Here is a 14428-nt window from a genome sequence, read left to right as displayed (position 1 = left end):
CTTCTATGAAACGCAGCATTCTAATCATTTACATATCACTCGCATTTTGTTCACATGCCCTCGCTCAAACGAGAGACGTGGTTGTTGATAAGTTTGCGCAGTTTGAGACTGGAGCCGACAAATTCTATGAATATCTTAAAACGAATGTGAAGTATCCAGCCGATGCTAAAAAAGATAGCGTCAGTGGTTTTGTTTATGTCGAGTTTATAATCGGTGAAGACGGAGCAATAATTTCAGAGTCCGTAAAAATTCAGAAAGGGCTTACACCATCGTGTGATGCTGAGGCGCTCAGAGTAATTCGAAGAGCGCCGAAATGGAAAGCTGGTTCCGCCAAAACGGGTGCTGCGATTAAGCAAAAGATAAGTTTTCCAGTCGAGTTTATTTTTCCATAGAATTTTCATTCTCCGATTCGCCGTGATCTAAACCCTTACCCAATCGTTCTCATGAAAAAAACAGTTGTTCCCGATTTTTTTAGAAACTTCCTTCTCCGCCACACAACAAAGTTGTTGAGGTGCTTAATGTTAATCGTTGCGATTTCCGTTTGCGTTTTTTTTAGGGGGAATGCTCAAATGGTTCAACATGTTAATGGTGCCCCATGCGTCGGGGTGCAATTAACTTTTGTTTTCTCGGGACCATCATGCAATTCCGTATACTGGAATGTCAGCGGAGGTAATTACACTGTCATAACGCAAAATTCAAGTTCAATAACAGTAAAGTGGAACAGCGCATATTCAAACGCATTCGTGACGGCAAACTATTCTGATTGTATGTATCCGCCTTACAGCGGAAGTGCTTATTCCCCGTCCTTGAACATAGCAAATGCAGTGACGCCGTCAGTATCCATCACTGGCAATCCAAATAACGTTTGTGTTGGAACAGCTATTACATTTCAAGCTGTCCCCACAAATGGAGGAACTCCATACTACAGTTGGAAAGTGAATGGAAATCCTGCGCCTGGTTCAACCAACAGCGCAACGTATGTCACAAGTGCCTTGACGAACGGTCAGCAGGTTACCTGCGTAATGACCACCAGCCTACCATGTGTGACCCAACAGGCGGCAACGAGCAACGCAATAACAATGTCGTTAACCTCGCCGAGCCCGGTTAGTGTTAATATCATTTCTTCTCCGATGCCGTTTTGTAATGGTGTTGGAAGTTTTAGTGCTTCAGTGTCAAATGGAGGATCAAACCCGACTTATACGTGGTATAGAGGACCAAACGTGGCTACAGATAATCAGTCGGGATTTCCTAGTGTATACGCACCCTCAGCAGCCTTCGCAGACGGCGTAAAAGTGAAATGTGTAGTGACCTCCAATCAGACCTGCGTTTCTGGCAATCCAGCGACATCAAATGAAATAACAGTATCTTCTGTTACAAATCCGATAACACCGTCGATGTTGGTTGACGCGTCACCTGCTAACTTTTGTGCGGGAAGTTCAGTAACTTTTACAGCCACCCCAACACAATCCGGGTACAGCATAACCAATTACAGTTGGAAGCTTAATGGCGCTCCCGTTGGGACCAACTCGAGTACATACACTGCAGTAATTAATTCAACAAGTACCGTATCAGTAACTTGTTCGGTAAACGGCTCCTGTCTTACAAGTACCACAGCCGATGGCAGTACCACGGTGGGGCCAGTGTTAACTACCGTAGGACTGACACCTTCAGGATCAAAAGCGATTTTTTCGAATGAATCTATCAACATTAAGGCGTCCCCAATCGGTATTGGCTACAGCTATGTTTGGAAATTGAATGGCGTTGCGTTGCCTGGTGCTACGGGTCCCGTATACACAACAAACACCTCCGGAACGTATACCGTGGACGTTACATTGAGCGGTTGTACTAAGACTAGCGCTTCTCTAGTATTGACGAGAAATACTGCACCTACCGTTATCGTATCTAATCAGACAATTACGCTACCTACAACGAGTGCGTCAATTTTAGCGACGGCTTCAGACCCGGACGGGTCGATTGACAGTTACCTATGGTCGCAATTGTCCGGACCTGTTACGGCTGTTCTGACGAATACAACAACAGCCACCTTGACCGCTACAGGTTTGACCGTAGCCGGAGTCTATATTTTTCGAATTATTGTAACTGATAACTCCGGCGAAACGGCGTATGCCGATGCTACAGTGACTGTCACTCCATTAGACAATAACTATAATTACATTAGGGAAACAACCGTAAACACTCCAGGTAAGAAATTAGAAACCGATATTCCGCCTCTTAGCATTGGTCAAAGAAATGAAACCATTAAATATTTTGATGGTTTAGGACGACCGATGGAAAATGTTATCACGCAGGGTTCTCCTTCTAGTCTGGATCTTGTCTATCCCATCGTTTATGATAAGTATGGGAGACAATCAAATAAGTATCTACCGTTTACAGCAACAGGGGAGAGCACCGGATATTATAAGCCGGTTGAAAACATCATCGCCAACATAAGTGGCGTTTTTCAAAACGGAGCATACCAGGGTATTGCTTTGCCATTTTACCAGTTAGACAGCAATTACGAAATCGCCGATGACTCCCGTCCGTTTTCCGAAACCGTATTTGAGGCTTCACCGCTGAAACGACCTAGTAAAGAATACGGACCCGGTTACGACTGGAGTTCGACACAAAAAAATAAATTTGTTCAGCATCTATACCTGACGAACCTACATGACGCCAACATAAATCCTGTTGCAGGTAAAGAGAAAGTGATTTCGTGGATAGTTAATGTTTCGGGACTTCCGGTCAGATCTGCCGTAACTTCTGGGTACATTCTTACAGGAGGATATTATGCGGACGGTCAATTGGCCGTTGAGCATATGGTTGATGAACAGGGAAATATTACAAGGGCGTATACTAATAAAAAAGGCCAGGTGATTTTGAAAAAAGTACAGGCAGCGGGCGCGGGGACCAATTTAAACACCATTACCGATTGGGCATTAACGTATTATATATATGATGACTTCAACAATCTTCGGTTTGTTTTTCAGCCTGAGTTGTCAAAGAAATTGCATGCTGGTGCGGATACATATGTTGTAACGGCAACAGACCTTTCCAATTTCGCTTTTCAATATAAATACGATGGCAGGAAGAGGATGATTGAAAAGCAGGTACCTGGAGTTGGTGCGGTTTACATGATATATGATAAGAGAGATCGATTGATAATGACACAGGACGCCAATCAAAGGGCTGGCGGAACTAAGTATTGGAGTTTTACAAAATATGATGCCATTAACAGGCCTGTGATGACCGGTACTTATATTAGCGCCAGTTCACCTTCTACGATGCAATTGGATGTAGATACGTATTATGGTAATTTGACAAGCGCGAAGGCGTGGTCTGAAAGTTACATCGGTAGTGTCGTAGGAAACATTCATGGTTACGACAACAAATCCTTTCCTCAGGAAACAAATGTAAATAACTATTTGAGCGTCACTTATTATGATAATTATGCATTTCGTTCTTTGATGTCCGGCAATTACAACTACTCAAATGAATCACTTAATTCAGGAGCATATACGCAGCCTGTATCGGAAAATTTGCAAGTGACCGGGCACGTAACAGGGACTAAGGTGAAGGTACTGGACGGCGGAGTAGTGGGTGGTGCAAACTGGCTAAACACCGTCAGCTATTACGACCAAAAGAATAACGTTATTCAAAATGTCACGGATAATGTGACTGGTGGGCAGGACAGATCTACAAGTTTGTATGACTTTACAGGGAAACTGCTAATGGCAAAAACGAACCATCTGGCATGGAAAAATTTTGTTAACGTTGCTGTCAGTGGAAACACGATGACAAAAAACGCCGGGGCAAACAATACATGGAATGCTGGCGCAGTTTCCAGGCAACAATTGCCTCAAGGGGTTAACGGTTGGGTAGAAGTCAAAGTATCTGAAACTACCACCAATCGGATGATCGGGTTTTCGGATGCAGATACCGATGCGAGCTATACCTCTCTCGACTACGCCATTTACTTAAACGGCGCGAACGCAAGAGCTTATGAAAATGGAACAGCCCGAGGAACAGCCGTAGCTATCGCTACTGGTGATGCACTTAAAATAGAGAGAATCGGAACTGCGGTAAAGTATTACAAAAATGGTGGATTAATCTATACGTCAACAGTTCCATCAAATACGGCACTAATGGTCGACGCGTCCCTATATTCAACTGGGGCGACACTAAAAGGAATACGAACATCATTCGATAATATTACTCGGCGGTACATCTATGATCATGGTAATAGGTTGCTTGAAACCTGGCATAGAATCAATTCACAAACTGAAGTCAGACTTGTATATAATGTATATAATGAACTCGGTCAACTTATTGACAAAAAGCTGCATAGTTTTGCATCGCAAGCTACTGATGCGAAACAAAGTGTAGACTATCGATACAACATTCGAGGCGCGCTTTCATCAATTAATAATGCTGAATTGACCCAAGACACAAATAACGATGACACAGGTGATTTTTTTGGAATGAATCTAGGATACAATGACAACATAGGAACAGGTGTTCTAGCGGCTGACTTGCTTTACAATGGAAATATTTCATCAATTAAGTGGAGTGTGAACCAGGGATTCGGACCGATCAAGGAAATGGCCTACAAGTACAGATATGATAAGATGAGTCGACTTCTAACGGCTACGCACAGGCAAGCGCAGACAATTGGTACCTGGTTAATAGGACAATTTGATGAGGGGGGACTCCAATATGACTTGAATGGCAACATAACCAAACTTCTCCGGAATGGTGATGGTGCAGTACTGATTGATAACCTCACTTATGATTACGGTGCGGGTTCTAGCAATAGACTATTGTACATCACCGACTCAGCTCCCGTGGGAACCAAATCAAAAGGATTTTACGACGGTAGCCCGGCAAATGCTACTGAGTACACGTACGATGCAAACGGGAATATGACACGGGACATCAATAAAGGAATTGGAACTGACGTGTCGGATAATATTAATATAATAACGTATAACCATCTCAACCTGCCAGAGACAGTGACGAAAGGAGGAAATTCTATTCGATACATTTACGACGCATTGGGGAATAAGTTGGCACAAATTGCTAACGCCGGGTCTTCGTCAAAACGGACTGACTATGTAGGCGAATTTGTTTATGAGAATGATTTTCAGCAATTTATTAGTCATGAGGAAGGTCGCGCTACCAAGGGGACGACAAAGTTGATTGTCAGAGACGCTGGTGACAGTTATTCAAACATGTCCTCCATCAACGCGAACCTCGCCACCTATTCAAGTCCGTCCAATGGCGAGAATTACGTAAGCGTGACGTCAAATGGAACAGCTCGATCTGGAATTTCCGCAATTGGCGGAACAGTAACAGTTCAGCCTGGTTATCGATACCGAATCAGGGCAAAGGGATACAGGACAACCAATCCAGTATATATTTCTATAAAAGTAAATAATGTAGACCTCAATTGGCCGGGTGCTGCACTACCTCAAAGTGCAACAACGGAATCCTGGGTTGAACAAATCATTACCATTCCCGCTGGAGGCTCAAATTTGCCCATGCAAGTCGGCCTGACCTGGAATGCGATAGCAGCGAACGGAGAAATCTTCTACTTGAATGAATTTGAAATTACCCAACTGATCAGCTTCACAAATGCTGAGTATCAATATCATCTTAAAGACCATCTTGGCAACATCAGGGTCACTTTTACAACAGCGACACCAACAACTCAATCTTATACTGCAACTTTTGAAACAGGTACACAGACATCCGAACAAAGTAATTTTATCAACTATTCGAGTACGACCTATGATCTGGTGGATCATACGGATGCCGGAACCACCTATCAAAAAGTACAATGGCTGAACGGAGGGGCTAGTGGTCGTGTTGGGTTGGCCAAATCTATTGCAGTAATGCCAGGAGATCAGATCACTGCTAGTGCCTGGTGCAAATACATGAACCTCGGGTCAACTGGAAACGCGACCTCATTTCTCACGGCGTTGGCTGGAGCGTTTGGAGTTTCATCTGGTTCGGTTGGTGACCAGTTAAAGTTATACAATGGATTCAATAGCTACGCTGCCACAGTGCCAGGGGGCGATCACCCGGGAGATACTGAAGAGGCGCCCAAGGCATTCGTTACTATACTGTTCTTTGACAGGAACTATAATTTAATAAATGCATCCTGGGATCAGGTCAATAATCCTCCTGGAGCGCAAACGAGTCCAACTGTAAAGCAGCCACCTCATGATCAACTTACAATTACAGCAACCGCCCCGGTGCCTGGCTATGCTTACATTTTTCTGAGTAATGAGCACCCTTTCTATGTAGATGTTTATTATGATGATGTCTCTTTTTCGCACACTCCTTCACCTATTGTGAGCACGGCGGACTATTATCCGTTTGGCCTAACATTCAATAGCTACACGAGAGAAAATACAACCGCGCAGGATTATAATTACAATGGAAAAGAGTTGCAAGACGAGTTGAATCTCAATTGGCTCGATTACGGAGCCAGAATGTATATGCCGGAAATTGGCAGGTGGGGCGCCGTTGATGCACTTTCGGGAAAATTTCAAGAATATTCACCATACAGTTATGCGTTGAACAACCCAGTCAACCTAGTAGATATATTTGGAACGGATGTGATAGAAACCGATAGCAGCACAATTTATACGGGCAAAGATGCTGAGGATTTTATGAACAATCGACTTCGTGATGAGCAATTGGGTTTTAAGAGTCCTAGGAGCTGGTTCGCGAGAAAGTACAACGATCTTATGGCGAAGGGGTATCTCAATAAAGCATTTGATTTTCAGGAGAGCCTTGGCAATTCATTTATTGGCAGGATTGATTTAGCTACATGCACCTACGTTATATATGTCCAAAATGATTTGGTGAGAGTTCTATCTTTTGGTATGACAAACTCTACCGGTACGGAGTTATTTAATTTGCTTTTTGATTTGTATAAAGGTGATTTAGAGTTCATGATGCCCCAAGATTTGATGCCTGCTCCAAATGTTCAGTCAGAAGCAGCAATATTCGCGCCGGGCATGTGGCGAGAGGCATTTGTGAAGGCCTACCCTAAGTTTGCCAGATTTTATAGAACAGGGTTAATGCAAGTCCATCATCGAATACCTCGAGACTATCGCGATCTATTTGGCCATGATGCCGTCGATAATTTATCTAACCTAGTGGCTTTACCAACTAAGCTTCATTACAAAGTCAGCAATGTATGGACAGCGTTCAAAGCAAGATTTCCAAACCCGACTCAAAAACAGGTTTCGGAGCTAGTTAGGGAGATTGATCAGATTATTAGCGAAATTGCGAATAATCTAGATGGAATAAAAAAATATTGATTTATGCAAGACGTGATTGTTGCAATTAAGAACTTGAAAGAAAGATATCCCCAGTTGATAGATACTTATCGTCCGGTGCGAAGTGATGTATTTACAGAGTTTGAGAATTATTTGCAGTGTGAAATTGATAGTGAACTAAAGGAATTGTATTCTTTTTCGGATGGCCTTGCTTTTTTGAACTATGTTTTAGTAAGCATTTCGAACAAAAAAATTGGTCTTCTTATTCCTCCACATGAGTTGGAGGAGAATAGGTTAAATTTTATGAGGGGCCTTGGCAAAAGGTTCATGGTAGATATTCATCCAAATAAAAGTCGGAAAGTTTGGTTCATTGATGAGGATACGTCTACGGATATTGTGGTGGCAAATTCGATCCATGAATTCTTTACTAAATTCTTGATGAAAATTGATGTGCTGTTTACTTCTTTCGATAGGAAAAAAATCGTTGCTTATTTTGAGGACGACGGGATGCCAGATGGTTTGGCCAGATGGTAGAGGGAAAACAGTCACTTCAGAATTCTATAACAAATTATAGTCAATTTGGCCGTATGGTGTCTCGTTTAACCCTAATCGTTCTGACCTTGCTCACTTTACCGGTATCCGCCCAGTCCATCGATAGTTTAATTACATCTGTCTCATCGGTAGATACTCTTACAAAAAAGGCTAACGAAAAACTGGATTCTATTCACACGTCAGCAGCTATTCGATACCACTCTTTAAAAAATTCATACGATTCTATTGTGTCGGTGGCCGATGATAAAATTATTAGACTGAATTACCAAATCGACAGTCTTAGGACGTTTAACTTACCAACAACGAAACTTACGCACAAGCTCGATAGTATTGGAAAATTCAAGAACGAAAAAATAGCAGCCGTAACATTCCAAGTTGAGAAACTAAGGTCAGACGTTTATCAAAAAGTGAATTCACTGCAGTTGCCTCCTGCTTTGTCAGGAAAAGCTGGGCAACTTACATCGACCGTGGATATGCTTAATGTATCATTGCCAAACACTGATTTACTAACATCATTTCAAAACCCTATGGACTTCGATGTTCCAACAATCAAGAATCCTTTGAGTGGCCAAGAATTAGGTGGTTTGAATTTGCCCAATGTGAATGCACCTTCTGTCGGCGTGGACGGCTTAGCGAATGTTGGAGATCAAGTCAATCAAGTCCAGTCGGAGATAGGTCGGCTTCCGACTGACACGGATGATGTTGGAAAACTTGCTGAGACCCAAGCAACGAATATTTCGGCTATCGCCGATGTGGAAAAAGAAATATCCCAGGCAAATGACGTCCCAAAAATGGCAGGTACTCTGCAAGACCAGGAGCAACTAAGGCAACGAGTGGTGAGCGAGGTGAAGGAACAAGCCGTCGAACATTTTGCCGGCAAGCAAGAACAATTGAATAGAGCAATGGAGTCCATCTCAAAATACAAAAACAAGTTCCCAACAGTAACAAGTCTGAATGATCTCCCAAAGAAACGGCCCAATGAAATGAAGAGTAAACCTTTTACTGAACGAATAGTTCCAGGTGTTGCCTTTCAGCTTCAAAAAAGGAATGGTGACCTTCTCGTTGATTTAAATGCATACATGGCGTACAGATTTACAACGCGCCTTTCGGCCGGAGGAGGCTGGAACCAACGGATAGGATATAGCACCCACTGGAATAACTGGACTTCAAAGGATGTACGTATTTATGGTCCCCGCGCGTTCAGTGAATACAAGGTCGCAAGAGGGTTCTCTGCGCGAATTGAAGTTGAAACCATGAACTCATTTGTTCCTTCACCTCTAAGAAGGACTGCTCAAGACCTCGGCAATCGCGAATGGGTGTGGGGAGTGTTTGCGGGAATTAAGAAGGAATACAAGTTTATGAAAAAGATTAAAGGTTCGACCATGATCATGTGCCGATTGTTTGACCCTCACCGCAAAAGTCCCTACGCTGATGTGGTCAATGCAAGGTTTGGGTTTGAATTTCCCGTGAAAAAGAATCCTGCACGGAAAAAAAATACTTGAGCCCTTTATCGCTAATAAATTTTTTTTGAAGCAGGATATTCACAGCGGAGAGTTCCTTTGCTGACTTGGCAGAATTCGAGAAAGAGTAGAAACTATTTTATTAAGTGCTATCATCCATATCTGATTAAATCAGTGATCTCTCGCTCGTTTTCACTTTAATAAGATAAATATTCGGATGCACGGTGAAATTTTTTAGTTTGAAAAAATATCCCAATAGTGAAGCATCTACCGCTTATAATTGTTTTAATGTCCAGTTCGTTTAACTGGTCTGCATCGGCACAAGGTACTTTCCTTAAAGTATATGATACTGAGTGGAGCTTCGAAAAAGTTCAAAATATCATTGAATCTAGTGATGATAATTATTTGATAGCAGGTGTTTATGCTGACACTGTGGGATCATACAACTTAATAATGAAGGTTGATGAGAAGGGGGAAAAAATATGGGAGAGGCATCTTGGAAATCCCACTTTCAACATTCGACCCAGTACTTTGATTACTAAAATAAAAAATAACTCCTATTTGGTTCTAGGAAGTGGAGATGACGTAAGCTTGTACAGGTTAGATGACGATGGGAACGCCGAGTCGTATCGGATCGATATTGATACGTTGCGTAAGGCGGAGAGCATGGACCTTACTTTAGATGGAAATCTGATTGTGGCCGGAGAAATTCTGCAATATAAAAGCCTGCTAAATGATATCATTTTGATTAAGACAGATCTTAGCGGCGTTGTGTTGTGGGCAAAATTATATGGCAGCATGGATTTAAGTGAGCGGCCGACGAAGATTTTTCAGTTGGATGATGGCGGATATATCGTAATCGGCAATGAATATTCATGGCTTACCGACAACGAAAACGTTCTAGTATTTAAGATCGATTCGAATGGAAACGAAATTTGGAGGAAGGTTTTTGACTGGGCGCACCAAGATCACCCTACGGATATGATTGAAACCCAAGATGGGAATTACATTTTTATGTGCTACGAAAGCGATTTTGAATATGTCGACCACCGAATTGTGAAAATTAATAAGGGTGGTGGAATAATTTGGGAGAAAATGCTGCGCCGTAGCGTAGAAGGGTACCCGAGAACTATGGTTGAAATCCCATCCGGTGGATACATGATAACAGGTTTTTCTATAGAACCCTCGAACAATCCTCCTTATCCCCTTTATCAGTTATACTTTTGGCGCTTATCTTCAGATGTTGAAGTGCTATGGCAAAAAAAATATTCCCTTAGTCCAATCGAAAGCACTGGATGGGACATCATCAACGCAGAGGATGGAAATTTTATAACCGTGGGCCAAGTCATCGTTAATGAAAACGAGCATTTTGATGATGGAAACTTCAATATATTTCTCTTGAAGATGGACTCCCTTGGCTGTCATATGAATCACCTAGATCTGGGAAAGGATACCGTTGCCTGCGCGGGTCCGGTTGCATTAAATGCAGGCCACGACTATGATAATTATCAGTGGAGCACAGGTGACAGCGAACCAACCATTGAAGTGCATACAACGGGCGAGTATACGCTAAGGGTAGGTACTGAAAACGAGTGCTTTAAAAGTGATACTGTATTGGTGACGATTAAAGACTGCACCCTATATGACCGATGTAAAAATATAGGGTATGCCGAGGAAGAGATAAAACTTCCAAATGTTATTACAGCAAATGGGGATCGTTTGAATGAATTCTTTGTAGTCCCAGACATGATGCTTGAATCCAAACTATCCGTTTACAACCGTTGGGGGTCGCTTGTTTACTTTAACGAAAAGTACGACAACAGCTGGAATGGAGAAGGTCTGGGAAGTGGTACTTATTATTACATGCTTGTGAATAAATGTTTGAGTAAGGAATTTAAGGGTCCGTTCAGTTTACTTCGGTAGTGTACAAAGGTTGTTCAACCTTTGTATAAAAATTTAACTTGAAGTGAAGTGTTGGACGTCTGTAAGTATGTCGCGGCCAACATCGTGCGTGTTCCGATAGTATGTTGTGGTTCATGTCATTTCTGATACATTTTATAGTCACTGGGACACTTTCACTCATTTACAAATTCCTGTATGTTATTTCTTATGTACTTGATTTTGATTTTATGCAAGGGTTCTTTCCTATTCAATGCATAAAAAATAGAGTCTAAGGCGTTTAATGGGTTGTTGTCATACGATTTACTAAAATTCTCTATTGTCCCGTCGTCGTACTTTTTTAGGTCGCCTTTTATGGAGTCATAAATTAAATTCGCTCGTCTTACAAGGTTAGCATACTGCGGAGCGCCAATTGTCGAAAATGCGTCTTCTGTCAAATCAGCAAATTGTCCACTTGAATTAAAATAAAATTGATTGAATCCTCCATTACTAACTTCACTTTCTAAAATCGATGACACATAGATGGCCCGTTGTCCTTTAGACAAATTTCTCACAATGTGTGCCTCATTCGAGAATTGCGAGTCCATTTTTGATCGAATACCATCAACTATAGTCTGTTCAAGATTGTAATCCGTTAAATTGTTGAGACTATCGACAGTTAATACATGATCTTGTCTTGTGCAGCTAACAAGTATTAGTAGAGAAATTAGTATGGTAGCTTTTGATTGTGTCATTGTGCAAAGGATATTACCGGACAACGGTCATGTATATGGCGTATTCGCTAAGATAGGATACACAACCGAATTCATGCAAAATAATCAAATCCCCGGACACTTTCAATTCGGTGCGTCACCTTTTAAATGTTGCTTAGATTGACGCACTTCAACTCAATTGGACAGAGTCGGTGAGCGATGCGTTCCACTCACACCTAATTCAGAAGCAAATGAAAGTTTTCAGACTGGAAATGATTTTCAGCGTTTTGTGTAAACCAACGTTAATTTTCCATTGACCACACAGGCGTTGGGTTATCATTCTACCTGTAGACTATTGGCAGGGTTAATATAAGGACGGCTATTTAGAAATGCATTTTGCTAAGTTGTGGCAACTCGTGTGGCAATTTTGTGGCAGCGGAGAGTTCGAGCCATGATTAAGTGGCAAAATGGTGGCAATATTCGGAGGAAACGTTGGGAAGACGTGGCAACGAAAAATCAAGTACGCTAACGATTTACGGAAACGATAGGAAACCGCCGGAAAAAACTTTCCACCCTGCCGAGGCTACTTTTTCGATGTTTTGTAGCCAAGGATGTGGCCAAAATACTCTGCAAACGCAGTATTTAAAAATTGTACCCACCATTTGAGGCCTATTTGTAGCCAAAAATTAAAGTTAAAAATTTCTAAACTTCGTAAACTTCAAGGCACCTCGTTAGTCAGTTGCAGATTTTTGCACAACATAACATCGCCCGGATTTATAAATTTGATTACTTAATAATCAAATTTAAATATGCCCATCCACGACATCTATTCTAAAAGACAAAAACTGCTGAGAGGAGAGGTTCCTGAAATTTTTCAGTATGACTATATTCCTGAACCATTGAGAATCCAAATTTTGCATATCATAGATGATTGCTGTGGAAGCAAAAACGTACATCTGTATCAGAACGTCAATCATGTTTTATGTCGAGAGTATGGCGTTTTAGCATTAGTCAATGGTTCAGGAAACGGTACTACGCATGTTACTACTTTTTTCCGCATAACGCGCAACTATGAGCAGGCTTTGGATGTAATTGAATTAGCATTCCAATTTATTAATAATGTTACTAGGCGAACAAACTTTGACCGAAAACCATCTATAACTGCCGACAATGCAATTGATGAACTAAACATCAGGTTCAAGGAACATGGTATTGGATACCAGTTTATTTCGGATAAAATAATTAGGATGGATTCTACCTATACACACTCTGAAATTGTATTACCTACCCTAACCCTTTTAAGCAGTAAAACCTTCGCAGGTGCAAATGAAGAATACTTAAAAGCACATGAACATTATAGGTATAGAAGGAATAAAGAATGCGTTAATGAATGCCTCAAGGCATTTGAAAGTACTTTAAAGATTATTTGTAAGGAAAAAGGTTGGGCCTTCCGACCAAAATGATCCTGCAAAGAAGTTAATAAAAATTTGCTTCGATAACGGCTTGGTTCCGACATACACTCAGAATCAGTTTACATCGTTACAAAATTTAATCGAAAGTGGAGTCGCACCAATTAGAAATAAGGTAGGTGGTCATGGTCAAGGACAAGTTCCTCTGGATGTTGATGACGGATTAACCCGATATGCATTAAATCTTACTGGTACGAATATCATCTTTCTTATTGAGCAAAGTGGAATAAAATCGAATTAATATGGATATAGAAAAAGAAATAAATTAACTGAAAATGACAGTTGCTTTGCAAAAAAAAATTAATTGAAAAGACTGCGCATACACATTTCAGTGTGTCGGGTGGACAGGAGCATCTAATAAAAAACTTAAAAAATGATTTTCTGAAAAAGTACCCCCAACATACGGAGACAATAGAGGAGTACAATTATCATTATCTTGTCTAGGTAACCCGGCCATTAGTACAATTGGTACTACGACTCGAATTCAACATTTAGGGACTCCTTTATGCCATAGGAAAATAATGGCATTGATATAATTTTCATCAATGATTCTACGAAGTCAAGGCATTGGCGTGTGGATTAATAAAATAGTGCAATTGTACTACGTCCTAAAAATACCCAATTGGCTGGAAAAAATATAAATTATTGTCGAACCAAAACCCCCGATATATGGCAACCTATAAAGTACCTGAAAATATTTGTAAGTCTTTAGATCCAGTGGGCGAACTAAAAAAAATTGAACAAACAATTAAGGAAGGAAAAACAGTGGAATTTTTATCATTTAAGTTTACCGATTATAAACAGGTTAAAGAAGTTATTACCGCATATTGCAATCTTACCAATGAAGAAAAAATCAAGAAATTTCTTAAGTACCTATTTACACCGGAAAGAAGAAAAAAACAGGACGAACTAATTAAATTTTTACTGAAAAAATAGTTTTAAACTGTAATAGCTAAGACTTGATCTGACAGTTGAGCAGGCATTCCTTCCTCACAGGCAAAGGTAGCCACCGCTCCAAAAAAGTCAAGGGCTTCGCGAGTGGCCGCGCAAAATCAACCGCACAGCCA

Annotated in this window: 8 protein-coding genes; 7 read left to right on the top strand and 1 reads right to left on the bottom strand. The window is 41.1% G+C overall.

The annotated features are described in order from the left end of the window. Nucleotides 1-5 precede the first annotated feature (5 nt). The 5 genes from P2W71_RS00040 (at nucleotide 6) to P2W71_RS00020 (ending at nucleotide 11224) form a co-directional block, all read left to right on the top strand. Nucleotides 6-392, top strand: coding sequence for an energy transducer TonB (locus tag P2W71_RS00040; protein ID WP_276365365.1), 387 nt, complete (start codon nucleotides 6-8; stop codon nucleotides 390-392). A gap of 375 nt (nucleotides 393-767) precedes the next feature. Further along, the gene (locus P2W71_RS00035; RefSeq protein ID WP_276365362.1) at nucleotides 768-7331 is read left to right on the top strand and encodes a DUF6443 domain-containing protein; all 6564 of its coding nucleotides are present in this window, start codon (nucleotides 768-770) and stop codon (nucleotides 7329-7331) included. 3 nt (nucleotides 7332-7334) lie between these two features. Then, nucleotides 7335-7823 (top strand): hypothetical protein, encoded by a 489-nt coding sequence (locus P2W71_RS00030; protein WP_276365360.1) that lies wholly within the window; start codon nucleotides 7335-7337, stop codon nucleotides 7821-7823. A 53-nt stretch (nucleotides 7824-7876) separates the two neighbouring features. Next, entirely contained in the window at nucleotides 7877-9343 is a 1467-nt protein-coding gene (locus P2W71_RS00025) for a hypothetical protein (RefSeq protein WP_276365359.1), read from the top strand. Nucleotides 9344-9589: 246 nt separating this feature from the next. After that, nucleotides 9590-11224 carry a gliding motility-associated C-terminal domain-containing protein gene (locus tag P2W71_RS00020; protein ID WP_276365358.1) on the top strand — a complete coding sequence of 545 codons (1635 nt, stop codon included), beginning with the start codon at nucleotides 9590-9592 and terminating at the stop codon, nucleotides 11222-11224. A gap of 152 nt (nucleotides 11225-11376) precedes the next feature. On the opposite strand, the gene P2W71_RS00015 is transcribed toward P2W71_RS00020, so the two are convergent. Further along, nucleotides 11377-11934 carry a DUF4375 domain-containing protein gene (locus tag P2W71_RS00015; RefSeq protein WP_276365357.1) on the bottom strand — a complete coding sequence of 186 codons (558 nt, stop codon included), beginning with the start codon at nucleotides 11932-11934 and terminating at the stop codon, nucleotides 11377-11379. Between the two features lie 767 nt (nucleotides 11935-12701). On the opposite strand from P2W71_RS00015, the gene P2W71_RS00010 reads away from it, so the two are divergent. Both P2W71_RS00010 and P2W71_RS00005 read left to right on the top strand, forming a co-directional pair. After that, nucleotides 12702-13355 (top strand): hypothetical protein, encoded by a 654-nt coding sequence (locus P2W71_RS00010; RefSeq protein ID WP_276365356.1) that lies wholly within the window; start codon nucleotides 12702-12704, stop codon nucleotides 13353-13355. 675 nt (nucleotides 13356-14030) lie between these two features. Further along, a complete protein-coding gene (locus P2W71_RS00005) occupies nucleotides 14031-14297 on the top strand; it encodes a hypothetical protein (RefSeq protein ID WP_276365354.1) in 267 nt (88 codons plus the stop codon). Nucleotides 14298-14428: the final 131 nt, after the last annotated feature.

It is taken from the genome of Chryseolinea sp. H1M3-3 (assembly GCF_029360725.1).
In the GTDB taxonomy this organism is placed as follows: domain Bacteria; phylum Bacteroidota; class Bacteroidia; order Cytophagales; family Cyclobacteriaceae; genus Chryseolinea.
The sequence above is the reverse complement of the archived record's forward strand: the minus strand, read 5'-3'. Positions and strand labels throughout refer to the sequence as shown.